This window comes from Glycomyces paridis (assembly GCF_004912155.1).
Classification (GTDB): Bacteria; Actinomycetota; Actinomycetes; order Mycobacteriales; family Micromonosporaceae; genus Glycomyces; species Glycomyces paridis.
The window spans coordinates 97,792-121,304 of the sequence record NZ_STGX01000016.1 but is presented as its reverse complement, the minus strand read 5'-3'; the positions used below and the strand labels follow the sequence as shown (position 1 = coordinate 121,304).

The following is a 23,513-nucleotide window of genomic DNA, read 5'->3' as shown; positions in this document are numbered from 1 at the left end:
CCTCGCGCCGCCCGCTCAGGTCACCAGAGCCAGTTGGCGCAGGTCTCCAGGAGGGCCTCGTTGGCCTCGGCCTCCTCGTCGGAGTCCTCCTCGGTGGAGTAGAACCAGTTGAGGTCGTCGAGGCACTCCCGCATCGAGTCGGCGTCGGTGGCGGCCACTTCGAGTTCCTCGACCTGCGCTTCGGCCGCTTCGAGGTCGTCTCGGACCTGCTGGAGCTCGGCGTCGCGGTCGTCGGCGAGCTTCGTGGCGTCGTCGAGTTCGCCGCGCACGCTGACCCACAGCGCCAGGGACACCGCGGCGGCCGCGAGGCCGATCACCATGCCCGCGGAGAGGAGCGGGACGAGCGGTGAGCGGCGCGGGCCCGTGGGGCGCAGGACCGGCGGCGGGGCGAAGTTCGTCGGCGGGCCCTGGTACATGGGGGAGGTCTGCTGTGGCACGTAGCCGGCGGGCTGCTGTGGCGGCTGGGGCGAGTACGCGGGCGGCACGCTCTGGGGCGGCTGGTGGTCGCTGGGGTCGCCGAAGCTGTAGTGCGGGGGCGGGTTGTAGGCCATGATGGGCTCCTTCGACGGGAGGTGTCGCCGTCCAAGGTAGGACGGCGGTGCGAACCGGGACGGCACCGCTATTGTGACGACCGCCCGGGCGACTCGGTTGCACGCGTGATGCAACCGTGACACACGGGACCGACACCCGGTTCCCGCCCGCCCGTCCCGTTTCAGAGTCGAGCGTCGGACCCGTTGCGGCGCAACAGCTTTGAGAAGGCTTGGCCCATCGCCGCGCAGCGGCGTCGTCCCCGGAACGCGCCGCGGCGGGCGCGGAGGGATCGCCCCCGCGCCCGCCGGCCGCTCCGTTCCCCTACGCGGCCTTGAGGGTGCCGCCGTCGATCACGTGGTCGGCGCCGTGGATGTTCGCGGCCCGTTCCGAGAGCAGGAACGCCACGAGGTCGGCCACCTCCTCGGGTTCGCCGATGCGGCCCGAGGCGATGGCGAACTGGCCGGGCATGTTCGCCAGGAGGTCGTCGAGCGAGACGCCGAAGGCCTCGGCGACCCTGCCGCCGAAGCGGTCGGAGTCGCGCCACAGCGAGGAGCCGATGACGCCGGGCGACACGGTGTTGACCCGTACGCCCAGCGGCGCGACCTCCTCGCTGATCCGCTTGGTGAACATGGTGAGCGCGGCCTTGGCCTCGCCGTAGGCGACCGGGCTGCCGGTCGGCACGCGGCCGTTCACCGAGGACACGTTGACGATCGCGCCGCGCCGCTCGATGAGCCCCGGCAGCGCGGCCCGGGTCGTCCACACGGCGCTGAACACGTTGAGGTCGAACACGGCCTGCCACTGCTCGACGGGCACGTCGAGGAAGCCGCCGAGGGCCATCCGGTCGGCGTCGCCGCCGCCGACGTTGTTGACGAGCAGGTCGATGCCGCCCACCGCGTCGGCGGCCTCGGCGACGATCCGTTCGGCGCCCTCGCGTGTCGCGAGGTCGGCGCTGAGCGCCGCCTCGGCCACCTCCTTGAGTTCGGGGGTGACGGTGCGGGCCGCGCCGACGACGCGCACGCCTTCGGCGGCGAGGGTGCGGGCGACGGCGAGGCCGATGCCGCGGCTGGCGCCGGTGACGAGCGCGGTCTTGCCGTTGAGTCCGAGTTCCATGGGGGAGTGCCTTTCCAAATATTGTTGAACTAGAGGTCAAAAATTGATGCCGAAAAAGCGCCCTCCTGCGAGGGCGCGCCGACCGCGGCGCCTCAGAGCGCCGCGAGCGCGGTGTCGATGATCCGGTGGAGCATCGGGCCGTCGTAGGACTGGGCCATGACGCGCAGCCCGACGACGGTGTTCATGAGGAAGCGCGCCTGCGCCTCCGGGTCGACCTCCGGCGCCACGTCGCCCTCGCGCCGGCCCCTGTGCAGGCGCTCGGCGAAGAGCTCGATGGTCCGGTCGGTCATGCGCCGGACCGCCTCGGCGGCCTCGGGGTCCTTGCCGCCCAGTTCGAGCGCGGTGTTGGCGGCGAGGCAGCCGCGTCGCACCGGCCCGGACAGGTCGGTGTCGACCAGCAGCACCAGGTAGGCGCGGATGCGCTCCTTGGCGGTGCCGGGTTCGTTCAGGTAGGCCTCGGTGAGTTCGGAGCCGGCCCGCCCGTAGTGGTCGAGCGCCTTTCCGAACAGCTCGCGCTTGGAGCCGAACGCGTGGTACAGGCTGCCCTTGCCGACGCCGGTGGCCTCGGCGAGGTCGGCGGGGGAAGTGCCCGCGTATCCGTTGGTCCAGAACGCCTCCATCGCCCTCGCGACGGCCACGTCCGGTTCGAAGTTCTTCGGCCTGCCCATGCCTGAACCCTAACCCATTCTTGACCTCAGAGTCAACAACGAGGTCGAGACAATCGTTTCCGGTTGCACCCCAACGGATTCAGTTCAGAAGTAGCTGACGGTGACGGGATCGCGACCGTCGAACTTGCCCCGCCTGGCAGTCGGAGGCGATACTTGAACGGTGCTCAAACCCCGTGTGATCGCCTCCGACCTGGACGGCACCCTCCTCGCGCCCGGCGGCGAACTCTCCGCCAGGACCCGCGACGCCCTCGCCGCCGCCCGCGCCAACGGCATGTCGGTCGTGGCCGTCACCGCCCGCACCTCCTACGGCGTCGACATGCTGCCGGACCTCATTCCACTCCTCGACGGCGCGATCTGCGCCAACGGCGCGATCCTCTACCACCCCACCACCGGCCGCATCCGCATCCTGCGCTCGATCCGGACCGGCTCGGTCCGCAAGGTCGCCGCCGCCATCGCCAAGCGCCTCCCCGACGCGCTCTTCGCCGTCGAGACCGGCACCGGCGTCATCGGCGACTCCCGCTACCAGGCCCTCGTGGGCCCCTCGAACTGGGAGTTCGTGGACGGCGTCGAGACCGTCTTCAAGCGCGCCAAGCGGGCCGTCAAGCTCAAGGTCTACTGCGCCGAGCGCACCGGCGAGGAGATGGCCGCCGCCGTCGCGGACGCCGACCTCGGCGGCCTCGCCATGTGCCACTGGGGCGACTTCGGGATGCTCGACTTCAACGCCCGCGGCGCCGACAAGGCCTTCGGCCTCGCCTACTGGTGCAAGGAGCGGCGCCTCGGCCCCGACGCCGTGGTCGCCTTCGGCGACATGCCGAACGACGCCCCCATGCTCTCCTGGGCCGCCCGCTCCTACGCGATGGGCGACGCCCACCCCGAAGCGATCGCCGCCGCCACCGACCGGACCGCCTCCAACGCCGAGGACGGCGTGGCCCAGGTCATCGAGGCCCTGCTCGCCGATGACGACGACCGCGCCGACGAGACCGAAGCCGCCGAAGGCACCGCGGCCGCCGCCTGACCCCGCTCCCGAACGAACCGCCCGCGCCCGCGTCCGCGCCGTTCGGGCCGTCGCCGCGCCCTCGAACGAACCCGAGCATTCGTCCAATGTGTCCGTATATGTTGACAAATCAAGGGATTGATGGGCGAATGGAGGCTTACGCTCACTTCGGCCTCCCCTTCGGCCCGCCCGCCCGGCGGACCGAGAAAGGAACGGACACATGCATCTGAAGCGAAGGCTCGCCACCGCGGGCATCGCCCTGGGGGTGATGGCGGCCGCCACCGCGACCGCCGCCCTCGGCGCCAAAGCCGACCCGGCCACCGCCGACCCCGCCGCCTCCGACTCCACCGCCTCAGACCCCGTCACCTGGGCCGTCGAGGACCTCACCGCCGCCGAACTCGCCGAACTCCAACGCCTCGGCTTCGACATCGCCGACCAGCACGGGGACCAGACCCACATCCTCGGCGACGCCGCCGTCGCCGACGCCCTCCGCGCCCTCGGCCACGAACCGACCTTCTACGACACCGTCTACAAGGAGCACGCCCCGAGCGCCCTCCAAGAGGGCACCTACTACGGCGGCTACCGCACCGTCGAAGCCGTCGAAGCCCACCTCGACGAGGTCGCCGCCGCCCACCCCGACCTCGTCCGCCTCCACGACGTCGGCGACTCCTGGCTCAAGACCCAGGGCGAAGGCGGCCACGACCTCCTCGCCCTCTGCGTCACCAAGATCGCCGACGGCGACTGCGAGACCGACCCCGGCTCCGCCAAACCCCGCTTTTCCCTCATCGCCCAGATCCACGCGCGCGAGATCGCCACCGGCGAGATCGCCCTGCGCTGGATCGACGACCTCGTCACGAGCTACGGCGCCGACCCCGAGGTCACCGCCCTGCTCGACACCACCGAAGTCTGGGTCGTCCCGATCGCCAACCCCGACGGCGCCGACATCGTCGCCTCCGGCGGCGACGACCCCGTCCTCCAACGCAAGAACGCCAACGACAGCGACGGGAACTGCGGCGACGCCTTCGGCATCGACCTCAACCGCAACTCCAGCTTCGCCTGGGGCGACGACGCCACCTACCCCTGCGCCGAGACCTACCAGGGCGTCTCGCCCGCCTCCGAACCCGAGACCGCCGCCGTCGAGGACTGGCTGCGCGCCCTCCACCCCGACCAGCGCGGCGACGACCCCGCCGACCCGGCCCCCGACGACGCCCGCGACGTCTTCCTCACCCTGCACTCCTACGGCGAGTACATCATCGTCCCCTGGGGATACACCGCCGACCCGGCGCCCAACGACGCCGCCCTCAGAGACCTCGGCGCCGCGATGGCCGAATCCAACGGCTACTTCGTCGGCACCAACGATGACACCGTCGGCTACGGCACCAGCGGCACCACCGACGACTTCGCGTACGGCGAACTCGGCGTCGCCGCCTTCACCTTCGAGATCGGACCCGACTTCGGCGACTGCGGCGGCTTCTTCCCCGCCTACACCTGCATCGACGCCTCGCTGTGGCCGGAGAACCGGGGTGCGCTCATGACCGCGGCCCAAGCCGCCGCCGCACCCTACGCCGACTGAACCGCAGTCCGAACGACCAGCCCGGCCGCGTCCGCCGCGGCCGGGCCCGAATCCCGCGTACACCCGCGCCCGGCGGCCCGCCCGTCCATACTGACCGGACCACCCACCGGCGGAAGGAGACGGCCATGACCGCAGAAGGACCCGAAGGCAAGGGCGGCACCGCCCTGCGCCGCCTCATCGTCGCGGGCGTCATCATCGCCCTCGCCGTCTGGTTCGTCCTCGCCAACACCGAGACCGTGGGCGTCAAACTCTGGCTCGTCAAGGTCGAGACGCCCATGTGGATCATGATCACCGTGGTCTTCCTCGCCGGCTGGGCCGTCGGCGCCCTCCTGCGCCGCCGCTCCGCGAAACGCCGGGGCTGACCGCAACCGGGTTGCGGCGCAGGCGCGGCGCCCCCGATACTCGTGGGGTGCCAACCCCCAAGGTGATCGCCACCGACCTCGACGGAACCCTGCTCGGCCCCGGCGGCCTGCTCTCCGAACGCAACCAGAAGGCCCTCCAGACCGCCCGCGAGCACGGCGTCCTCACCGTCGCCGTGACCGCACGCCCGCCCCGCGCGGTCTACCGCGTCCCCGAACTCGCCGGCGTCCTCGACGCCGCGCTCTGCTGCACCGGCGCCATCCGCTACGACCCCGCCACCAGGGCCGCCGACCTGCGCCACCCCATCCCGACCCCCGTCGCCCGCGACCTCTACGAGCGCCTCCGCGCCGCCCTGCCCGGCGCCGTCTTCGCCGTCGAGACCGGCGAACGCCAGATCGCCCAGTCCCCGGCCCTCCAAGAAGGCGTCCACCTGGGCGACCCCTGGACCCTCCTCGACCCCGATGAGGACCTCATCGGCGCGGCCGAGGCCGTCGCCGAACTCATCGTCCGCGTCCCCGGTTCCACCGGCACCGCCATGTCCGAGCGCACCCGCCACATCCGGGCCCCCGGCGTGAGCCTCTGGCACTGGGGGAGCTTCCCCGAGATCGAATGCACCGCCGCCGAAGCGAACAAGGGCGCCGCGCTGGCGGCCTGGTGCGCCGAGCGCGGCATCGGCCCGGCCGACGCGGTCGCCTTCGGCGACATGCCGAACGATGTGAGCATGTTGGCCTGGGCCGGACGCTCCTTCGCGATGGGCCGCGCCCACCCCGAAGCGGTCGCCGCCGCGACCGACCGGGCCGAGGACGCCGCCGAGGACGGCGTGGCCCGGGCGATCGAGACCTTGCTGGGAACGGCCTAGCCGAGCGCGGCGACGAGCGCGCGGTACGTGCCCTCGACGTCCCCGGCAAGACTGTCCACCGTGATCGTTCCCGGGCGGGTCGCGGCGAAGGCGACCACCTTCGCGTGGAAGCCGCGCAGCGCGTCCTCGCCGCCCTCCAGGGTCTCCGCGGCGTCCACATGGACCGGTTCGGCGGCGGCGCGGGTGCGGTCGGCGAAGCGCCGCAAGGACTCCGCCTCCCCGATGCGCAGGTGCACCTCCGCGAACCGGGCCCCGGCCCCCGCCGCCGTCGCGGCCATCCGCTCGACGAACGAGATCCGGGCCGTGAGCTGGGGGACCACCACGTCGTACCCGGCCGCCAAGTGCACGCTCGCGGCCGCGAGTGCGGCCGAGCGGGCGAGGAGGCCCGCGCCGCCCGGGTCGTCCCTCCAGCGACCGAGCGTCCGGCGCAGGTGGTCGAGGTCGAGGACCAGCGCGAACGGGTGGTCCTCGGCGTAGCGGCGCGCGAGCGTCGACTTGCCGGCCGCCGGGGCGCCGTTGAGGTGGACGAGCCGCGGTGCTCTCACTTGCAGCGGTACAGGACCGTGGTCTTGGGGAAGTCGAACGTCGCGTGCTCGGCGAAGTGGCCGTCGAGGTCGCGGGCGGCGTCTTCCAGGATCGCGTCGAACACGTCGTCCCCGGCGCTGACCCAGGTCCGCAGCGAGTCGAAGAACGCCAGGATCGGGGCCGGTTCGGGCACGGCGACGGTTCCCTGGTGGCGGAACACCTCGACCGAGTCGAAGGAGGCCCGCAGGAGCGCGGGGGCGCTGTCGGAGTCGAAGTTCTCGATGGCGCTGCCGAAGCGGTAGCCGTCGGGGCCCAGCGCTTCGCGCGCCACCCGCTCCCACAGCTGCGACATCGCGCCCATGTCGCGCGCGGCGTTGGTGGAGACGAGGCAGGTGCCGCCGGGCTTGAGCACCCTGCGGAGTTCGGCGACGGCCTTGGGGATGTCGGGGACGTGGTAGAGCATGTGCATCGCCAGCACCGCGTCGGCGGCGTCGTCGGGATACGGCAGTGATCGCGCGTCGGCGGTCATCACGGGCGCTTCGACCTCGGTGAGCATTCCCGGCGACCGGTCGACCGCGACGACCGCGGCCTCTGGGTGCAGGGCCCTCAGGCGGTGGGTGTAGCGCCCGGTCCCGGCGCCCACGTCGAGGACCAGCCCGAGCCCCGACCGGGGGAGCAGCTCGACCGCGGCGTCGACCGGGTCGAACGCGGGGGTCCGGTACCGGTAGATGTCGATGCGGGACTGAAGGTTCCCGGTGTGGGCGTAGTTCTCCATCACGCCCTTGCCGTCGATCGCCATACGCTGTCCTCCAAGCGGCGCCGCGGCGCCCTCGCCTGACGCGGCGGCCGAGGCCGCCGCGAACGGAGCGCCTACGCTAGCGCACCCGGTCGCGAACGGCAAGACACCGCTTGCCCTCGGCCGCACCGCGAACGCGGCCCGCATTCCGCCGTTTCCTTTTCCCCGCAACGCCGGCCGACGCGACCGCCCCTCTCGTTTCCGTCCCTGTGCGCGCAAGCGGCCCGCCGCCGCCGGACCCGGGCTAGGGTGGGTCGCATGCATGTCGTCATCGCCGGAGGGCACGGGCAGATCGCGCTGCGCCTGACCGAGATCCTGGCGGCCGAAGGGCATTCGGTCACCGGGCTCATCCGCAATCCCGACCACGCCGAGGACCTGGCCGCGATCGGCGGCCGCCCCATCGTCCTCGACCTGGAGCGGGCCGACGCCGAGCACCTCGGGGGCCTGCTCGCCTCCGAGACCGACGCCGCGGTCGACGCGGTCGTCTTCGCGGCGGGGGCCGGACCCGGCTCCGGCGCCGCCCGCAAGGACACCGTGGACCGGGCGGCCTCGGTCCTCCTGGCCGACGCCGCCGAGCGCGCGGGCGTGCGCCGGTTCCTCCAGATCTCCACGATGGGCGCGGGCACCGAGCCCGACCCCGCCCGGGACGAGGTCTGGGCCGCCTACCTCGCCGCCAAGACCGCCGCCGAGGACGACCTGCGCGCCAGGGACCTCGACTGGGTCATCCTGCGCCCCGGCAGCCTCACCGACGACCCGCCCACCGACGCGGTCGAACTCGCCGAACCGCCCGTGGGCCGCGGCGCCGTCACCAGGGCCGACGTGGCCGCCGTCCTCGCCGAGCTGCTGCGCAACCCGGCGGTGGCCCGCCGCGTCCTCGAACTGCGCGGCGGCGACGCGACCATTGTGGCCGCCGTCGCCGCTCTCGCCTGAGAGCCGCTCCGACCGCTTGCCGCGCATGCGGATGGCATGAGCATTCCGCAGTGCTCGATACTGTACCGATGCGATTCGGTGTGGTTCCCTCCTCGGTAAGGCGCGACGTGGTCGCCTGGTTCGGCCCCGCCGGGCAGGAGTGGCTCGACGACCTCCCCCGGACGGTGTGGAGCCTGGCCCGGCAGTGGTCGCTGCGCCTCGACGGCCCCCCGTACGGCGGCGGCAGCCACTCGTACGTCGTGCCGGTTCGCCGCGCCGACGGCGAGCGGGCCGTCCTCAAGGTCGCCTGCCGCGACGGCGAGAACCGGGCCGAGCCCACCGCGCTGCGCTGCTACGACGGCGACGGCGCGGTGCGCCTGTACGAGTACGACCCCGAGACCGGGGCGATGCTCATGGAGCTGGCACTGCCCGGCAACCGTCTCAAGTCGACCCGCTTCTTCGGACACAAGACCCCCGAGTCGGCCTGGCGCCGCGTCGGCATCGCCTGCGGCCTCTACCGCCGCCTCTGGCGCCCCGCCGCGATCCCCGAGGGCTACCCCGAACTGCCCAGTGCCACAGAGATGCTCGACGGCTGGCGGGCCGACTACACCGACGCGGACGCCGAGACGCGCCGCCGCCTCGGCGCGGCCCGCCTGCGCGAGGCCCTGGACCGCTGCGACGCCCTCGACGACGGCCCCGAACTCGGCATCGGCAACCGCGACACCCACCTGAGCAACATCGTCTCGGCCGAACGCGAACCCTGGCTCGTCATCGACCCCAAGCCCTACCTCGCCGAACGCGCCTTCGACGGCGGCTACTTCCTGTTCGAGCAGCAGCTCAACGGACCGCACAGCGGCACCGCCCTCCTGCGGGCCGTCGCCGAGGAGCTCGGCGCCGACGCCGAACGCGTCAAGGCGTGGGCCCTCCTGCGCTTCGCCGACCACCTCGCCGACACCCCCGAGGACCGCCACCGCGACCACGCCGCCGAGCGGATGCGCCTCCTCGAAGAGGCCTAGAGTCCCCGCAACTCCCAGTGCCGCCGGTGCGCGTCCACCGACCACGCCGAGATCCGGTCGAGGTCGGGCTCCGCCGCCAGACCCGCCGGGTTCGACTGCGCGGCCTCGGCCGTCGCGGCGCGGACCTTCGCGATCTCGGCGAGCACTTCGCCCATGTCGGCGACGCCGCCGGTCTTCACGTTCAGGACTCGCTCGCGGTCGGCCTCGGGCATCGGGAGCGTCAGCGTGCCGCGCTCGGCGATCTCCAATCCCTGGAGCCCGAGTCGCAGCGCGTGCGAGGCGTACTTGACGTCGTATCCGTACGCGGCCACCAGCTCCGGCCGGTTCGGCAGCTTGGGGTCGTCGTTCACCAGCCGCTGCACCTGCCCGTCGAGGTAGCCGAGGAACCGCTCGACCGCGCGCAGAGTCAGGAACGTCCCGGCCATTCCGCGCAGCTCCCCGCCGAGCGCGCTCGACGCCAGCACCGAGGACTCGGGGGCGAACAGCGGGAGCAGCACGGTCGGGTTCCCGGCCGTCGCCAGGCGCAGGTACTTGCGCAGCGAGTACATGACCAGGTCGGTGTCGCCGTGCTGCGAGCGGTGGCCTTCGGGCCGGGTCCGCCACACGTAGTGGTCGAGGGCGCCGGCCATGCCGATCACTCGTTCGGGCGGTTCGACGAACACGCCGAGCTCGTCGTGGTCGGCGGTGCCGGGGAGGGCGAGGCCGTGCACTTCGGACCCGGCCTCGGTGCGCAGGATCTCGCCGTCGCGCGCGTCGGCCGCGTCGCCGTGCTCGGTGTGGGTCAGCGGTGCGGTCATCGCGTCAGCCTGCCACTCCGCGTGCCCGGTTGCCAGCGGATTGCGGCGCCGCATGCCCGTTCCGGGCCTTGCGGACCGGCCCCTGACACCGGGTCGGATTGCCGACTCGGGCGTGAGTCGCACATGAGTCGATCGGTCCTTTCAGGATTCACTCGCCGCGCTTCGCGCGCAACGCGAGCAGCCCCCGGGCACCGATGACGCCGATGGCCGTGCCGAGTCCGAAGGAGACCACGGCGAGCGTCAGGTGGATCCAGAAGTACGTCGTCGGGTCGCCCGAATCCTCGAACGCCAGGCCGCTGACGTCGGCGAACAGGTTCTTCACGAACGTGATCGGGGTCAGCTAGATCCGCATCTAAAGGCGCAGGTAGACGCCAAACCGCCGCCCGTATTGCGCCGGGCGGCGGCCCTGTCCCAGCCCCGAGGGGCCAGACACCGAGTGTGCGCCCCGCCAGGCCTGGCGGGTATCGGCCGTACGGGGGAGGCGGCCCGGCGGATTGACCCCCAGGTCTCCGCCGGGCCGCTGCCCCGCCGGAGCGGGGCGTTCGTGGAGAGGTCTCTCCCTGGTCGTAGCCGGTCAAGATCGTTTTCGGGGCTGATAGTCACCCGATCGTGTTACCTCCCGACCGGCCCGGTCTGCCAGGGACCGGCCGGGAGGGTGCCTGCGCCATCGGGGCGCAGACGCGGCCGCCGAGTTCCAGTACGGCCGTCTGAGGGAGGGCCGCCGCGTCGAGCAGCGGCGGCCCTCGAAGGGGTCAGTCGTGGGGCAGCGCGCGAACATCGGCGATGAAGCGGTCCCGGGCCTCGTCGGACCAGGAGCGGTGCCATTCGCCCAACCACTCCAGGTCGCCGCGGTGCGGGACGCGCACGACGTCGAAGTGCCTCGCGGGGTCGATGACCGACTGGTAGCGGACGAGGGTCTCCTCCCGCCCGATCAGGGCCGTGTACGGGACTGCGGGGCCGCCCTTCTCGCGCAAGTACACCCTGGTGGCGCTCACGGCATCGCTCGTTTGGGCGGGAACTCGACGGCCTGGACGGCGTCGAGGAGGCTCGCGGCCTCGCCGGGCGTGAGCGGCATGTGCTCGGTCGTCGTGATCTGGCCGCGGCAGACGGTCGCGACCGGGTGCCGGTCACCTCGTCCGCGCAGGACCCAGATGAGCCCGGACAGGCCCGAGGCCCTGACGGCCTCCATGTGCTCGCCGCGCCACGCGAAGACGACGCCAGGGGCGAGGAGCCGCGCCTGTGGTTGGGCCAGCACGGGTGGACTGATCGGGTCCATGTCCGGTCCTTTCTGTGAGCGAGTCCTGACGGTATCGCGAATCCTCGGACCTGTACAGGCCAGTACAGGCATGATCGTGTCAGAGGTGAGCGATCCAGTGGGCAAGCAAGTGTCTATTTACATTCGTGCGGCCGACCTCGACCTGTGGCGGCGCGCCGAGGCGTACGCACGCGAGCGGCGGATGCCGGCGAGCGGCCTCGTGATGCTCGCGCTGGAGCAGTACCTCTCCGAGCAGGAGACCAGCGACCCCGCTAAACCGGGGACGTGACCTGCCCGCCCATGTCTGTAGTCTGAGACACACGTCTCGCCGCGTGAAGGCGGCGCGTGTATTCACCTGTATTCACCTGGGGGCGGGCTATGGGCGTCGGGGATCTGCTGCGGCAGAGTAGGGTGGCCGCCGGGATGTCGCTCGGCGACGTCGCCGCGATCGGGCACGTCTCCCGAGGCCACCTCCACAACGTCGAGGTAGGCAGGCGGACCGCCAGCCCGGTCGTGATGGCCGCCTACGAGAAAGCCCTCTCCATGCACCGCCGCCACCTCCTCGCCGCTGCCGCGATCTCTCTCGGCTCCCTCGTCGTCACCACCGGGGAGGCCTCCATGGCGCGCGACATGTATGCAACGATCGCCGCCGGCGACGACGCGCCCCTAGCCACGGTGCAGACGACTCACGCTGTGGACCACGCGATCCAGCGCCTCGCCGTCCGCGAGACGAAGAGCGTCGCGCAGCTCCTCGGCTGGCTCAACGACGGCAGCGACCCGGTCCTGAGGGTGAACGCCGCGGGCATCCTCGCCAAGACGGGATCACCGGAGCTCGCCGACGACGTCGCCCTGGCACTCGGGCGGGACCCCGATGCGCGGGAGCTGTACCTCCAGGCCGTCACCGCCAGGGTCGGCGCCGACCCCACAGCGATGGTGGGCGAGCTGTCTAACGGCGCGGACGCGGGCGCCAGGTGGTGCGCGGCGTGGCTGCTGGCCGACACCGAGCACTCGGGCGCGATCGCGCAGGCGATGCGCACCGAGCAGTCCAGAGAGGTACTCAGGGCCATGGCCCTCGCGATGACAGGAGCACTACGTGACGTTTCGGATTGAGATCACCGGCGGGGAGCTGGTGGAGGAGCTGACCCGGGAGCTGTCCCGCCGCGGCGTCAAGGACGCGGGGATCACCCTGGTCGGCGGGGTTGACCGGTTCACCATCTCGAACATGGCGGCCGACGACGTCCTGAAGGACATCGAGACCACCTACTCCCAGCCCGGTGAACTGACCGGAACGGGCGAGTGGCGGCCGACGATCGAGGTGGCGCCGCTGCACCTGCACGTCACGTGCGGGATCGAGGGGGACGTGGCAGTGGCCGGCCACCTCCACGCAGCCCACATCGAGACCTTCTTCGTGCACGCCTACGTGACCGAGGTCGAGCGGGCGCCGGAGGCCCCGTGATGGACTGGCGCCCACCCCCGCGACCCGGTTCGGAGGACTGCGTGGACTGCGGCGGCCTCGGGGTTGTCGCGGTCACCGACCTCGGGGACGTGTCCTGGCTGGAGGAGTCGACGCCGCCGGAGGACTGGGAGACGTGCTGGGTGTGCCGGGGGGACTAGGTCTTGCGTGCCTCGACGAGGAGGCGGCGGACGGCGGACTCGGAGAGCCCGAGCTCGGCGGCGACCTCGGCGACGCCTGTGCGGCCACGGGCGGCGACCTCTGCGGCGATGCGGGAGGCGCGGGCCTTGCCGAGCGTGGACATGGCGGTGCGGTGTGTTTCGATTGCGGCGCGGTACTGCTGGTCGGCCTCGGCAAGGGGGAGGCGTTCGAAGTTGTCGCTCATTTTTACAGGGTACCCTATTGACACCTACAGGGTACCCTGTAATATTGATGGCATGAGCAGCATCAACCTCCCCGCCGAACTCACCGCCTCCCTCGACACCTACGCCGCCGCCCAGGGCATCGACCGCGACGAGGCCGCCGCCCACCTCATCACCCAGGCCCTCGCCATCGGCAACGCCGGCGCCGTGGCCGAGTCCCTCCAGCGCCGCGCCATCGAGGATGTTTTCCCGGAGGCCGAAACCGCCGAGGACCTGTGGGAGTACGTCGCCGGCGACGGAGACGGCGGCGAAGGCGGCGAGTTCGAGGGGCGCGGCGAGCACTGGACCCACTGCTACAAGCTGATCCGAGGCGTGTGGCTGTACCACCGCGACACCGGCGACATCGACTCCCAGGTCTACCAGGTGTGCGGATCGGAGGAGGAGGCCCGCCAGGTCTACCGGGACGCGATCGTGGCGGCCTGCGAGGGCTGGACCGAGGCCGACGGCCCGGTCTGGATGGAGTGCGGCTGGGAGGGCGACATCGTGGACCAGCTCGGCCAGGCTGGGCTCATCCCCTCCGGCACCTACACCGACTAACCGACAGGGCCCCGGACAACCGGGGCCCACCACCTGAGGAGACGCCCCCATGCAGTACGACCAGCTCATCGAGCGCATCCAGGCTGAGCGCGACCAGATCGCCGCCGACTACGAGGCGCTTGCCGAACGGCACGCCGACGCCCTCGACGCCGCCCGCGCCGCCGCACTCGCCTACCGGTCCGTGCTCTACGGCGCGCAAGACCGCGGCGCCCTGGACTCTGCCGGGACCGCCGAGCTCGAGCTCACCGAAGACCTCCACGCCACCGCCGTCGACCAGTAGCCACCAGGACCCCGGGGAGACCACGGATCGGTTGCGATCCTCGCCGGAGGCGAACCTCCGGCGCCACCGCCGACCGACGCTCACGCGCCTGAGACACAACGAAACGCCCCCACCCGCCGCGAGGCAGGTGGGGGCGTCAGTACGTCTAGAAGTCCTCGTCGATGCAGGGCACGTCCGAGTGCATACAGATCCCGCACACGTGCTCGGGGGTGTCGGGCAGGTCGCAGACGCATTCCTCGTCCTCGCAGAACCCGCAGGTCTCCTCGGTCTGAGCGATATTCACGTGTGGACGATATCGCGAATCCTCGGACCTGTACAGGCCTGTACCGGCATCATCGTGTCAGGGGTGAGTGACGTGGGCAAGCAAGTGTCGATCTACATCAGGGCCGACGACCTGGAGCTGTGGCGGCGCGCCGAGGCGTACGCACGCGAGCGGCGGATGCCGACCTCGGGCCTGGTGATGCTCGCGCTGGAGCGGTACCTCGCCGAGCAGGAGCGGGCGCAGCGATAGGCCCCACCCCGCATCACTGCGGGGCGGGGCGAACTCGTGCTCGGGACTACTTGTCGTCGGGATCGCCCTCGCCGGGGTCGCGGAGGTTCGCCAGCGCGATGACGCCGGCGGCGATGCCCGCGACCCTCGCGGCGTGGGCGATCCAGCCGTCGACCGGGCCGACGTTGTAGGCGTCGAGGACCGCGAACGCGACCAGGGCGAGTACGGACACGGCGAACACGGTGCCGCGCCACTTCTTGGGGATGAGGGTGAGGAGCCTCTGGACGAGGCTGAGGATCTGGGTCATGGCGTTGCTCCTACTGGAAGAACTTGATGAGGTAGGCGGCGCCGGTCAGGAGCAAGACTGCCGTTGACAGGCCCGCGTACAGGTGCTTCGGGGTGACTCTCGGGCGCTGCTCCTCGGTGCGGAGGCGGCTCTCGTGGTCGTCGACGTCCTTGCGGAGGTCGCGGATCTCGGCGCCCTGCCCGGTGATCGCAACGTCCAACTTGCCTTCGAGTCGGGCGAGGTCGAGCCGGATCGTGCCGGTGTCCTCGTCGGAGCCCATCAGGTCACCGGGTTCTCGAACGCGGCCCGCCAGGTGCGCGGGCCCAGCTTGCCGTCCACGAGGAGGCCCTGGTCCTTCTGGAAGGCCTTGACGAGGCCTCGGTACTCGGGGCCGTAGTAGCCGTCGTTCCCGGACGGGAGGTGCTTGCGGAGGTTCCAGCCGCGCTTGCCCATCTGGCTCCCCCAGCGCTGGAGCCAGGTCCGGTCCGTCTCGCCCTTGAAGCGGCGGCCGTAGTAGCCCGACACGCTCGCGTCCGGGCCGCCCTTGGGGCCAAAGTACCGGCCAGACCCCAGCGGGAAGTCGTAGTGCGGCGTCGGGGCCTTCGAAGTGGAAGGCTTGGAGGGCTTCGGCGCGCTCGGCGTGGAGGGCCTCGGCGTCTTCTTGAAGAACCGGCGGAACAGCCCGACCTTGTCGCGGCCAGAGGAGTCGCGGAAGTAGGAGATGTGCGTGTGCGACTTGTGGGACGAGTCGCCCGAGGAGCGCTTGCCGAGGCGGTCCCAGCGCTTCACGGTCTTACCGTCCGGCGAGTAGATGACCTCGCGGATGTCCTCGGTATCTGCGGCGCCGGCCTCGCACTCGGCGACGAGCCACTTCGAGAACTCGCGGAGGTCGGCGAAGTTACCGACGTCGAGCGCGGAGGCGTAGTCGGACAGGCCGCGCTTGTCGCGCGAGGACTCGTCGACGGAGTAGTCGTCCGAGTCCACGCGGTCCTCACCGCAGTGGTAGCCGCCGTCGTGGTCCTCGTCGCCGACGATGCCGAGGGACACCCACGGCAGGCCGGTCGTGTCGTGCAGGTACGTCTGCGCCTTCTTGATGGACGCGGGTGCGCGGGTCATGGGGTCCTCCTGGTGTTGGGCACGGCGAGGCCGGGCCGGTGGGTCGAGTAGCTCAGGGGTGGAGCCGGGCGAGGCTCAAAAACGTGTTGTTCGTCGTCGAGCCGGTCGTGTTGAGGGCGCCGCCGGAAGACTGGTAGGACTCGACGTAGACCGTGTCGCCTGCGACGAGGCGGAAGTTCCGGGAGATACCGACGCGGGTCGCGAGCGACGACGCCGGGAGCATCAGCGGCGCGGCCTTGCGGGCGCCGGAGACCATGAGGTTGAATGCCCTGTGTCCGGAGGCGTTAGTGGCCCAGCAGACCTGCGCGGTGATGTTGTAGGTCCCGGCGGTCGCTCCGGTGATCTCCATCTGGAAGAGGGTCCCGTTCCACATCGACGAGTCGTCGTATTCGGTCGTGTTGAACTGCAACCTGGTCGACGCCGAGGAGGTAGTGGACTGGTCGCCCAGTAGGATCACGCTCGCCTCGGCCGGGACCAGTTGCGCCTCCAGGGCCGCAATCTCGGCGTCCTGGGCGACCATGGCCGCATCGATCGCCTCGGCGCGATCGCGGGACTGCGCGGGGTCGTCCGGGGCCTCCCCCGGGAGGGAGAACGGGATGAGCTTGTTGCGGGTGTAGCCGGGCACGAGAGAGCCTCCTCAGAGTCCGATGACGACGAGAGTCCGGGCGGCGCACTCCATCGGCTCGCCCGCGCCAGCGAGGCGCCTGTACTTGAGTGAGAAGTCGTGCAGGCCCGGGTTGAGGCCGGTCACGCGCTGCACGGACGTGAAGGTGGACAGGATCTCGATGGACTCGTCGGTGGTGATCGTGCCGGTCTTGCGCACAAGGGACCACATGGACGAGGTCGGTTCCGTGGCCGGGACGGAGGTGGCCCCGGATATTTCGAAGCCCACGTAGCCGGCAGAAAATACCGAGCCGTCGGTTTCGTCTGAGGCGGCCTTGAGGTTGCAGCCCATGATGACGATGGCGGTACCGGACACGATCGACACGCCCGTGACCGCCGGGCCCGCACTCCCCACCTCGGGGTCGCCGAATGTGGTGGCGTTGCGGGTCGCCAGGTCAGGGTCGGCGTCTGATTTGATCCGTTCGGCGAACACGGCGGCGGAGATCTCCTGCGCGATCGCCGAGGTCATGAACTCGATCGAGCGGGCGGCCTCGGGGGTGCCGGGGACGACGATGCGGCCGGTGATCCACATCGACCCGGCGCCGCCCGCGGGCGTGGAGGTCATGACGGCGACTTGGTCGCCTGGTTGCGTGACGAGGATGTCCGTGGACCCGATCATGGGCACGTTGGGGAAGTCGTCGCCGCGGTACCTGATCACGTTCTCGCCAGTGTCCGGGTTCCACTCGACGACGGTCGCCTGGTCGTACTCGACGGTCGCGCCGCGCAGGTGCAGGCCCGGGCGCGGGGCGGCGCCGTCGGACCAGTGCGGCATGGACAGGTCCGAGAGGTCGTCGGTCATCAGTAAGCTCCGATCAGGGTGCGGGTCTGCTCGCGTGTCGCCCCAGTGAGCGCGGTTGCGGCGTCGAGGGGGACGGTCACGGACTGCATGATGTGAACCTCCCGGTCCCCGGTGGGGTAGGTGACGCGGGCGGTGTCCCAGGGCCGGATCGCGGGGTTGCAGATGGCCGTGAGGGAGGCGTTGTAGGGCATCCCGAGGGATTGTGAGAGCAGCGCGACTCCGGCGTCATGGCACTGCGCGGCGGTCGTGAGCAGCGGCGATGTGTAGAAGCGCGGCACGCGCCCGAAGGGCCCGTTCACGTAGGTGGGGCTGGTGGGGTCCATGTCGGCGACGATCGCCTGCACGGGTGCGTTCATGTCGGCGCCCGAGGACCGGACGACGATGACGTTGTAGACGCGTTCCCTGGTGAGCTTCCTGGATGCTTTGATGAGGACGCCGTGCTCGCCTGCGGCGATGTCCCACAGCGGCGCCTCCACGCCCGGGAGCGACCGCACTTTCAGCCTGCCGTCGCCGCCGAAGTGCATGACCTTCGCCCCTGCTTTGCAGATGTCGCGCAGCAGCTCCAGGCGGGACTCCTGCCCGATCACGCTGCGCGCCAACGTCGCAAACTCGAACTCGTCATCGAAGTCCACGACCGCGCTGGGCATGGTCTCGGTGACGAGGTCGCGGATCACCGCGCCGACCGTCCGCCCCGCCGCAAGCTGCCGCGGCGCCATGAAGCGGTCGTCGATGATCGCGGCCATGCGGTCGGGGCAGGTGAGCGCGATCGGCACCTGCCCGGAGGCGGTGACGTCGTCCTCGCCCGTGCTGTTGAGCCGGAAATACCCGAGGCTCACCCACACGTCGCCGTCCCCCGTGGCGATGCCGCGACGAAGGAACAGCTCCCTCGCCCCGTACGGTGCGAGGGGATCGGTTGCGCGCCTAGGCCACTCGCCCGCCAGCGACACGGACGCGTTCGCGTAGATGTCGGCCGTCGCGTCGTACTGGACGTCACCGCCGAGGAGGTCGATGGTCTCGCCCTCGGGGTCGTCCCCGGTCTGCCCGGGAGTGACGAGGCGCGCCTCGAACAGGGCCGTATGGCTGCCGGAGGTGAGGGCCTGGAGGGTCGCGGGCGGGACCGGCGGTGCCGGCGGCAGCGCGATCTCGAAGGAGTACTCGCCCCACAGGGTCAAGCCTTCGTAGCCGGCGAGGCGGATGCCGATGGCGTCGCCGAGGTCGGTGACCGTGACCGTGCCGTACAGCTCGCGGCCTGGATAGTCGGGCCCGGTGTCGAACAGGCTGGCCTGCATCGCGAGGGGGGCACTGTCGAGCCCGGAGGCCATGAGCACCGGGAACCCCGAGTGGGTGCCGGTGTCGATCGCGAGCGAGTGGCGGTCGCCCTGGACCATCCACATCCGGTCGATCCAGCCCGTCTCCGCGAGCATCCCCAGCAGCTCGCCTTGCTCGGTCTGGTAGGACGCCCACGAATCGGCCTGCGCGCCGATCCACTGGCTCGGCATGAGCCAGCAGAACGCGTACGCCGTGGAGGACTCCAGGACCGAGCGCATCCACGCCTTCTGGTCGGAGCCGAGCATGGTCTTGGAGGCGTCGTCGGTGGCGCCGTTCGGGGTGCGGAACGTCCTGGTGTCCGAGGAGATGAAGAGGATGCCGCCGTACTCGTGCGCGTAGTACGTGCCGCCGTCCGAGGCCGCGTCGCCGTAAGCGGGGTTCGGGCGTCGAGAGCGGATGGCGGTGTTGAAGTTCCGCAGCCCGACCAGGGTGCCGTCGTGGTCGTTGCTGCCGCCGTCGTGGTCATCTTTCTGGACGAGGAACGGCACGCTCCGCATGAGCTTGGCCCGGTTGGGCTGCAAGAGGACGTCGTCGTGGCCGCGCTTGTAGTTCGCGAGCGAGGTGCCGCCGACGATCCCGTGGGACCCGCTGCCGAGGTCGTAGTAGAACTCGTCGCCGAGGGAGGACCAGAACGCCCAGTTTTCGGCGACCGCGCGGTCAGCGACCGTGCCGTAGATCGGGGCGTTCGAGATTCGGGAGGCGGCGAGGACGGCGCCGACGCCGGGGTAGTCCGGCCCGGACCCGCCGCACGAGGAGATGCCGAACGTGAACGTCGAGAGGGTGCCTTCGGGCGGGGCGGTGGGGAACTGCCCGGTCGCGGCGGTGTCGAGGACCCCGTTGTCTTCGACCTGCCAGTAGTAGCGGGTCTCGGGGTCGAGGCCGGAGATCGCCACGGTGGCGAAGGCGTCGGCGTCGACGGATGCCGAGGCGGTGTAGACCGGGGAGAGCATCGCGGGGGACGTCGAGACCGCGATCCGGACCGGGCCGGTCGCGACCTTCGCCGTGAACTTCGCGCCCGTGGGTGTCGGGTCGCCGACGATCATGTTGGAGCCGACGACCGCCATCTACAGGACCACCAGGTCCTCAGGGGAACCGACCGTGGCGAGGAGGTCAGCCCAGGTCGGGTTCGCGGCCAGGACGGCCTGCCACGACCCGTACGTCGCGAGGACCGTCGCCCAGGTGAGCGTCGCCGGGAGCACCTCGGGTGCGGGGGCGGCGGCGATCCGGCACGGCAGGTCCCACCGGCGTCGCGTCGAAACCGATCCGAAGCGGTTCATGGTGGTGTTGCCGATTGCGACGTACCCGCCAGGGACCTGGCCGTCCGGCGGGACCTGAAGGTAGAACTCGTTCCCGACCGCCAAGGAGAGGTCGAGGTCGCGGGCCTCTGCGAGGGTGCCCGTGCGCAGCGTCAGCGTGAAGGAAGGCGAGGAGCGGAGGTCGGAGACGACCACGGGGACGCTCCTCCCCTTGATTTCGAAGGTCCCGCCCCGTGCGGCACGGGAGTCGCTGCTGACGTCACCGACCGACACGGTCCGGTTGAGCAGCGGATAGCGGATGTTGCACAGCCACACTCGGGTCACGACCGGCGTGATCGTCGCGTCCTCGGCGGTGCCGAACGGCCACGACAGGAGCACCACTTCGCCGTGCGCGCCGAGCCCGGCCACGGGGACTGCGGAGCCGCCGCCACGCCCGCCACCGCCACCGCCCGGGGTGACGCCGTTAAGCCCGGAAGCGCCGGTGTTGCCGCCAGCGCCGCCGTTCCCGCCGCCCGTAGGTGCGACACCGCCAGCGCCGCCGATACCAGAGGCACCGGCCGAGCCTGCGACGCCGTTCCCTGCCGGGGACGCGGAGGAGCCGCCGCCGCCGCCCGCCGTCGTGGAGGACTGGCGGGCGGCGCCAGCGCCGCCGGCGTGCACGTCGTCGCCGATCGCCGGTGCCGTGGCCACACCGCCAGCGCCGGGCGTGTTGGCGATGGTGACGCCGGAGCCGCCAGGGGCGAGCTGGAGGATCGTGGAGTCGCGGATGAGCGCGGAGTAGCGGCCGTGGACGGTGCCTGCGTAGGTGGCTTGGCCGACGATGATGTGGAGGGTCTCGCCGGGGGTGACGTCGTGCTCGGACTCGCACCAGGCGCCACCGCCCGCGCCAGTGCACGCGAGGGTGCCCGAGACGAGGGAGTCGCCGCCCGCGCCGGTGATGCGGCCGGTGAGGGTCCGGATGCCGGCGGGGACGATCCACGGGTCGCCGAAAACCTGGTCTGCGGAGGGTGCCGACAGGGTCTCTTCGACGGCGCCGCGGATGCGGTACGTGGATTCGAGGCCGGGGGCGAATTCGTAGTCGTCGAGCTGGAACGTCCCGCCGGGGCCGATCTCGACCGCGGCGCCCCCGCGCACGGTCTCCCACAGGAGCCCGTTCAAGCTGCGCTCCACGGTGATCGTGCCCTCGGCGAGGGAGGTTCCCTCGATGCGGACCCGCGAGAGGTCGTCCAGGTAGGTCAGTGCGAGGGTCACAGGTTGCCTCCCGTCCCGGCCATGACGGCGCGGCGCTGCTGCCGGGCCTGCCGGTTGACGGTGCCGACGATCCGGGCGTCGAGCACCTGCCCGTCCAGCTCGACCTGCACGGCCTGGTTGAGGTTGATGTCGCCGACGTCGACCACGAACGTCGGGCCGGTCGGGGAGGGTGCGGCGGCGCCGTCGACTTGCAGTCCGATGTCGGAGGTGAGCCCGGACAGGGCCCGCTGCACGGAGGGAATGGCGCGTTCGAGGCCGTCAACGAATCCGCCGATGACCATCTCCCCGGCGGGGCCGAGGATTTTCCGGTCGACCTGCTCGGGGCCTTTCCAGTCGGGCAACTTGGAGGTGAGCTCGCCGAGCATGTCTTGGACCTCGCCGAACTTGTCCTGGATCCCGTCGAGGAGGCCCTGGATGATGTCCTTGCCGGCGTTCTTGAGCAGCGATCCGAGGTCGCCGAGGGCGTCCATCACTTTCCCCGGGACGTCCTTGATCCACTCGATCATCGACTGGAATCGATCGATCGCGTTGTCCTTCGCGTCCTGGATCCAGCCCGCGATTTTCCCGGGGATGCCGCCCATGCCCTGGATGGCGTCGAGAACGCCGTCGACCCAGTCGTTGAACTTCGTCAGGAAATCGGTGATCGCGGCGACGGCCTGATCCCGCATGCCGACGAACGTGTCCACAATCCACTCGATGGCGGTGACGATCATGTCCTTGCCGTTGACGAACTGCGCGATCAGCCAGTCCCAGGCGACCTTCAGGGCCGCGACGACCTCGTCCCAGTACACGACCAGGAGCACGATGATCGCGATCAGGGCGATGACCGCGGCGATGATCCACACGATGGGGTTGGCGTACAGGGCCGCGTTCCACGCCCACTGCGCGATCGTGGCGATGAGGATGACCGCCTGGTAGGCCTTGAGGGCCCCGACGATCGCGAGGACGATGCCCGCGATCGGCAGCAGGACCGGCGAGAGTTCCAGCAGGAACCCCAAGAGCTCAGCGAGCGGGATCAGGATGAGGCTCGCGACCTCCAGGAACTCCCCGAGCGCGGAGGCGACCGTGCCGACGTCGATCCGCGAGAGGGCCTCGCCGATGTTGTCGGCCACGACGGCGAGACTGGGGCCGATGTTCTCGGCGATTTCAGCGATTTTGGGCGCGAGGACGGTCCCGAAGGTCTCCGCGAGGGAGAGCACGATCGGGATGACGGCGTCCGCGACGGCGGCGAGTGCGGCGAAGAACGTCGACAGGCCTTCCTGCCCCTCGGTGGAGGCGAGGAATTCTGCGAGGCGGCCGGTGAGGGTCTCGATGGTGCCCAGGAGGCCGCCGCCGGTCTCGTTCGCCGCCGACAGCACCGATCCGAGGATGGAGCCGACGTTCGCGACGATCGACCCGAGCGTCTGGAACGTGTCGAGCATCGACTCGATGAGGTCTTGGAGCTTGCCGGTTTCGGCGGCTTGAGCGACCCAGTCGCCGAACTTCTCGCCGAGGTTCGCTGCGGCGATGCCAGCGCGTTCGAGGAGCGGCGCGCCCTCACCCATGAGGATGCCGAGGCCCCTTGCCCACCCGGAGACGCCCTCGGCCATAGCCGAGAGGCCGTCGCCGGTGCCTTCCATGACCGCGTCGAGCCCCTTGAGGACCTCAGGGAGGTCGGCGGCATCCAGAGCGGCGGCGGCGACTTCGGAGAGCCCGTCCGCTACATGGACGAGCCCCGATTCGAGGTGCGGCAAGACGTTCCCGGCGACCCGGTCGAAGATGGTCGCGAGGTGTTCGAAGAACGTCGCCTGGACGGCGTCCAGGACGCCCTCCCACGCGGGCTTCAAGTCCTCGACGACACCGACGAACTCCCTGGCGGGGCCGGTGAGCTCCTCCAGGGCGTCCTCGTCGCCCGCGATCGCATCACCCAAGCCCTGGAATGCGAGGGTGAGCGTGCCGATCGCCGCAGCGCCGCCGCCCGCAAAGGCGGGGATGGCGACGCCGAGGCCCGCGGTCGCGGTCGCGAGCGTCGACACGAGACCCAGGAGCGGCCCGATCGCGCTGGCAGCACCTGCGGCGCCGGTCGCCATGGTCGCGAACATGGACATCTTCGCGATGACCTGCATCCGCTTCGACGTGTCGCCGAGCGAGTCGTTGACGCGCCCGATGGTGCGGTGGAAACCCCTGTCGTCGGCGTCGATGATCGCGTGGAGCTCGCCCAGATTGAGAGACATCGGCCCCCCTATCTGCGGCGGCCGC

General features: G+C 71.0%; 31 protein-coding genes and 1 pseudogene. 13 read left to right on the top strand and 19 right to left on the bottom strand.

Annotation, left to right across the window (positions count from 1 at the left end):
• Positions 1-20 precede the first annotated feature (20 nt).
• From E9998_RS20100 to E9998_RS20090, 3 genes are all read right to left on the bottom strand, one after another.
• The gene (locus tag E9998_RS20100; protein ID WP_136531483.1) at positions 21-551 is read right to left on the bottom strand and encodes a hypothetical protein; all 531 of its coding nucleotides are present in this window, start codon (positions 549-551) and stop codon (positions 21-23) included.
• Positions 552-852: 301 nt separating this feature from the next.
• Positions 853-1,641, bottom strand: a complete 789-nt coding sequence (locus E9998_RS20095; protein ID WP_136531482.1) for an SDR family oxidoreductase — start codon at positions 1,639-1,641, stop codon at positions 853-855.
• Positions 1,642-1,733: 92 nt separating this feature from the next.
• Complete coding sequence (locus E9998_RS20090; RefSeq protein WP_136531481.1) at positions 1,734-2,309, bottom strand: TetR/AcrR family transcriptional regulator; 576 nt, start codon at positions 2,307-2,309, stop codon at positions 1,734-1,736.
• Between the two features lie 160 nt (positions 2,310-2,469).
• Between E9998_RS20090 and E9998_RS20085 the strand changes: the two genes are divergently transcribed.
• The 4 genes from E9998_RS20085 to E9998_RS20075 all read left to right on the top strand — a co-directional run bounded on the left by E9998_RS20085 (position 2,470) and on the right by E9998_RS20075 (position 6,095).
• The gene (locus tag E9998_RS20085; protein ID WP_136531480.1) at positions 2,470-3,324 is read left to right on the top strand and encodes an HAD family hydrolase; all 855 of its coding nucleotides are present in this window, start codon (positions 2,470-2,472) and stop codon (positions 3,322-3,324) included.
• Between the two features lie 199 nt (positions 3,325-3,523).
• Positions 3,524-4,876, top strand: a complete 1,353-nt coding sequence (locus E9998_RS20080; protein WP_136531479.1) for a M14 family zinc carboxypeptidase — start codon at positions 3,524-3,526, stop codon at positions 4,874-4,876.
• A 125-nt stretch (positions 4,877-5,001) separates the two neighbouring features.
• Positions 5,002-5,238, top strand: a complete 237-nt coding sequence (locus E9998_RS25510; protein WP_158299896.1) for a lipopolysaccharide assembly protein LapA domain-containing protein — start codon at positions 5,002-5,004, stop codon at positions 5,236-5,238.
• A 47-nt stretch (positions 5,239-5,285) separates the two neighbouring features.
• Complete coding sequence (locus tag E9998_RS20075) at positions 5,286-6,095, top strand: HAD family hydrolase (protein WP_158299895.1); 810 nt, start codon at positions 5,286-5,288, stop codon at positions 6,093-6,095.
• On the opposite strand, the gene E9998_RS20070 is transcribed toward E9998_RS20075, so the two are convergent.
• Positions 6,092-6,640: an AAA family ATPase gene (locus E9998_RS20070; RefSeq protein ID WP_136531477.1), complete on the bottom strand. Its 549-nt coding sequence runs from the start codon at positions 6,638-6,640 to the stop codon at positions 6,092-6,094. The genes E9998_RS20075 and E9998_RS20070 overlap by 4 nt on opposite strands.
• A complete protein-coding gene (locus E9998_RS20065) occupies positions 6,637-7,419 on the bottom strand; it encodes a class I SAM-dependent methyltransferase (RefSeq protein ID WP_158299894.1) in 783 nt (260 codons plus the stop codon). The genes E9998_RS20070 and E9998_RS20065 overlap by 4 nt, the downstream gene beginning before the upstream one ends.
• Before the next feature lie 255 nt (positions 7,420-7,674).
• On the opposite strand from E9998_RS20065, the gene E9998_RS20060 reads away from it, so the two are divergent.
• Both E9998_RS20060 and E9998_RS20055 read left to right on the top strand, forming a co-directional pair.
• Positions 7,675-8,346 (top strand): SDR family oxidoreductase, encoded by a 672-nt coding sequence (locus E9998_RS20060; RefSeq protein WP_136531475.1) that lies wholly within the window; start codon positions 7,675-7,677, stop codon positions 8,344-8,346.
• Between the two features lie 68 nt (positions 8,347-8,414).
• On the top strand, positions 8,415-9,341 hold the full coding sequence (locus E9998_RS20055) for an aminoglycoside phosphotransferase family protein (protein WP_136531474.1): 927 nt from the start codon (positions 8,415-8,417) through the stop codon (positions 9,339-9,341).
• Here the strand turns inward: E9998_RS20055 and E9998_RS20050 are convergent.
• From E9998_RS20050 to E9998_RS20035, 4 genes and pseudogenes are all read right to left on the bottom strand, one after another.
• Positions 9,338-10,138: a nucleotidyltransferase domain-containing protein gene (locus tag E9998_RS20050; protein ID WP_136531473.1), complete on the bottom strand. Its 801-nt coding sequence runs from the start codon at positions 10,136-10,138 to the stop codon at positions 9,338-9,340. The two genes, E9998_RS20055 and E9998_RS20050, sit on opposite strands and share 4 nt — an antisense overlap.
• Before the next feature lie 148 nt (positions 10,139-10,286).
• A pseudogene (locus E9998_RS20045) lies at positions 10,287-10,469 on the bottom strand (SCO4848 family membrane protein); the annotation flags it as partial.
• 421 nt (positions 10,470-10,890) lie between these two features.
• Positions 10,891-11,133: a hypothetical protein gene (locus tag E9998_RS20040; protein WP_136531472.1), complete on the bottom strand. Its 243-nt coding sequence runs from the start codon at positions 11,131-11,133 to the stop codon at positions 10,891-10,893.
• Positions 11,130-11,414, bottom strand: coding sequence for a hypothetical protein (locus E9998_RS20035; protein WP_136531471.1), 285 nt, complete (start codon positions 11,412-11,414; stop codon positions 11,130-11,132). The genes E9998_RS20040 and E9998_RS20035 overlap by 4 nt, the downstream gene beginning before the upstream one ends.
• A gap of 85 nt (positions 11,415-11,499) precedes the next feature.
• On the opposite strand from E9998_RS20035, the gene E9998_RS20030 reads away from it, so the two are divergent.
• The 4 genes from E9998_RS20030 (at position 11,500) to E9998_RS25505 (ending at position 13,007) form a co-directional block, all read left to right on the top strand.
• Positions 11,500-11,682: a hypothetical protein gene (locus tag E9998_RS20030; protein ID WP_136531470.1), complete on the top strand. Its 183-nt coding sequence runs from the start codon at positions 11,500-11,502 to the stop codon at positions 11,680-11,682.
• 89 nt (positions 11,683-11,771) lie between these two features.
• Positions 11,772-12,503, top strand: coding sequence for a helix-turn-helix domain-containing protein (locus tag E9998_RS20025; protein ID WP_136531469.1), 732 nt, complete (start codon positions 11,772-11,774; stop codon positions 12,501-12,503).
• Positions 12,487-12,849 (top strand): PCC domain-containing protein, encoded by a 363-nt coding sequence (locus E9998_RS20020; RefSeq protein ID WP_204745555.1) that lies wholly within the window; start codon positions 12,487-12,489, stop codon positions 12,847-12,849. The genes E9998_RS20025 and E9998_RS20020 overlap by 17 nt, the downstream gene beginning before the upstream one ends.
• The gene (locus E9998_RS25505) at positions 12,849-13,007 is read left to right on the top strand and encodes a hypothetical protein (RefSeq protein ID WP_158299892.1); all 159 of its coding nucleotides are present in this window, start codon (positions 12,849-12,851) and stop codon (positions 13,005-13,007) included. Before E9998_RS20020 ends, E9998_RS25505 begins: the two co-directional genes overlap by 1 nt.
• On the opposite strand, the gene E9998_RS20015 is transcribed toward E9998_RS25505, so the two are convergent.
• On the bottom strand, positions 13,004-13,231 hold the full coding sequence (locus E9998_RS20015; RefSeq protein WP_136531468.1) for a helix-turn-helix domain-containing protein: 228 nt from the start codon (positions 13,229-13,231) through the stop codon (positions 13,004-13,006). The two genes, E9998_RS25505 and E9998_RS20015, sit on opposite strands and share 4 nt — an antisense overlap.
• Positions 13,232-13,283: 52 nt before the next feature.
• Here E9998_RS20015 and E9998_RS20010 point away from each other — a divergent pair, with 52 nt between their 5' ends.
• Positions 13,284-13,805 (top strand): hypothetical protein, encoded by a 522-nt coding sequence (locus E9998_RS20010; protein ID WP_136531467.1) that lies wholly within the window; start codon positions 13,284-13,286, stop codon positions 13,803-13,805.
• A gap of 49 nt (positions 13,806-13,854) precedes the next feature.
• The gene (locus E9998_RS20005) at positions 13,855-14,085 is read left to right on the top strand and encodes a hypothetical protein (protein ID WP_136531466.1); all 231 of its coding nucleotides are present in this window, start codon (positions 13,855-13,857) and stop codon (positions 14,083-14,085) included.
• 145 nt (positions 14,086-14,230) lie between these two features.
• Here the strand turns inward: E9998_RS20005 and E9998_RS25500 are convergent, their stop codons facing one another.
• Complete coding sequence (locus E9998_RS25500) at positions 14,231-14,368, bottom strand: hypothetical protein (protein WP_158299891.1); 138 nt, start codon at positions 14,366-14,368, stop codon at positions 14,231-14,233.
• Between the two features lie 72 nt (positions 14,369-14,440).
• Between E9998_RS25500 and E9998_RS25495 the strand changes: the two genes are divergently transcribed.
• Complete coding sequence (locus E9998_RS25495; protein ID WP_158299890.1) at positions 14,441-14,596, top strand: hypothetical protein; 156 nt, start codon at positions 14,441-14,443, stop codon at positions 14,594-14,596.
• A gap of 46 nt (positions 14,597-14,642) precedes the next feature.
• Here the strand turns inward: E9998_RS25495 and E9998_RS20000 are convergent, their stop codons facing one another.
• Genes E9998_RS20000 through E9998_RS19965 form a run of 8 tightly spaced genes read right to left on the bottom strand, consistent with a single transcriptional unit; the run spans position 14,643 to position 23,488 of the window.
• Positions 14,643-14,882 (bottom strand): hypothetical protein, encoded by a 240-nt coding sequence (locus tag E9998_RS20000; protein ID WP_136531465.1) that lies wholly within the window; start codon positions 14,880-14,882, stop codon positions 14,643-14,645.
• A 10-nt stretch (positions 14,883-14,892) separates the two neighbouring features.
• Positions 14,893-15,141 (bottom strand): hypothetical protein, encoded by a 249-nt coding sequence (locus E9998_RS19995; protein ID WP_136531464.1) that lies wholly within the window; start codon positions 15,139-15,141, stop codon positions 14,893-14,895.
• Positions 15,141-15,977, bottom strand: a complete 837-nt coding sequence (locus E9998_RS25960) for a peptidoglycan-binding domain-containing protein (RefSeq protein ID WP_204745554.1) — start codon at positions 15,975-15,977, stop codon at positions 15,141-15,143. The genes E9998_RS19995 and E9998_RS25960 overlap by 1 nt, the downstream gene beginning before the upstream one ends.
• Before the next feature lie 52 nt (positions 15,978-16,029).
• Positions 16,030-16,602, bottom strand: coding sequence for a hypothetical protein (locus tag E9998_RS19985; protein WP_136531463.1), 573 nt, complete (start codon positions 16,600-16,602; stop codon positions 16,030-16,032).
• 12 nt (positions 16,603-16,614) lie between these two features.
• Positions 16,615-17,439 carry a hypothetical protein gene (locus tag E9998_RS19980; RefSeq protein WP_136531462.1) on the bottom strand — a complete coding sequence of 275 codons (825 nt, stop codon included), beginning with the start codon at positions 17,437-17,439 and terminating at the stop codon, positions 16,615-16,617.
• Complete coding sequence (locus E9998_RS19975) at positions 17,439-19,832, bottom strand: DUF5047 domain-containing protein (protein ID WP_136531461.1); 2,394 nt, start codon at positions 19,830-19,832, stop codon at positions 17,439-17,441. Before E9998_RS19975 ends, E9998_RS19980 begins: the two co-directional genes overlap by 1 nt.
• Complete coding sequence (locus E9998_RS26855) at positions 19,833-21,275, bottom strand: hypothetical protein (RefSeq protein WP_136531460.1); 1,443 nt, start codon at positions 21,273-21,275, stop codon at positions 19,833-19,835.
• The gene (locus tag E9998_RS19965) at positions 21,272-23,488 is read right to left on the bottom strand and encodes a phage tail protein (protein WP_136531459.1); all 2,217 of its coding nucleotides are present in this window, start codon (positions 23,486-23,488) and stop codon (positions 21,272-21,274) included. Before E9998_RS19965 ends, E9998_RS26855 begins: the two co-directional genes overlap by 4 nt.
• Positions 23,489-23,513: the final 25 nt, after the last annotated feature.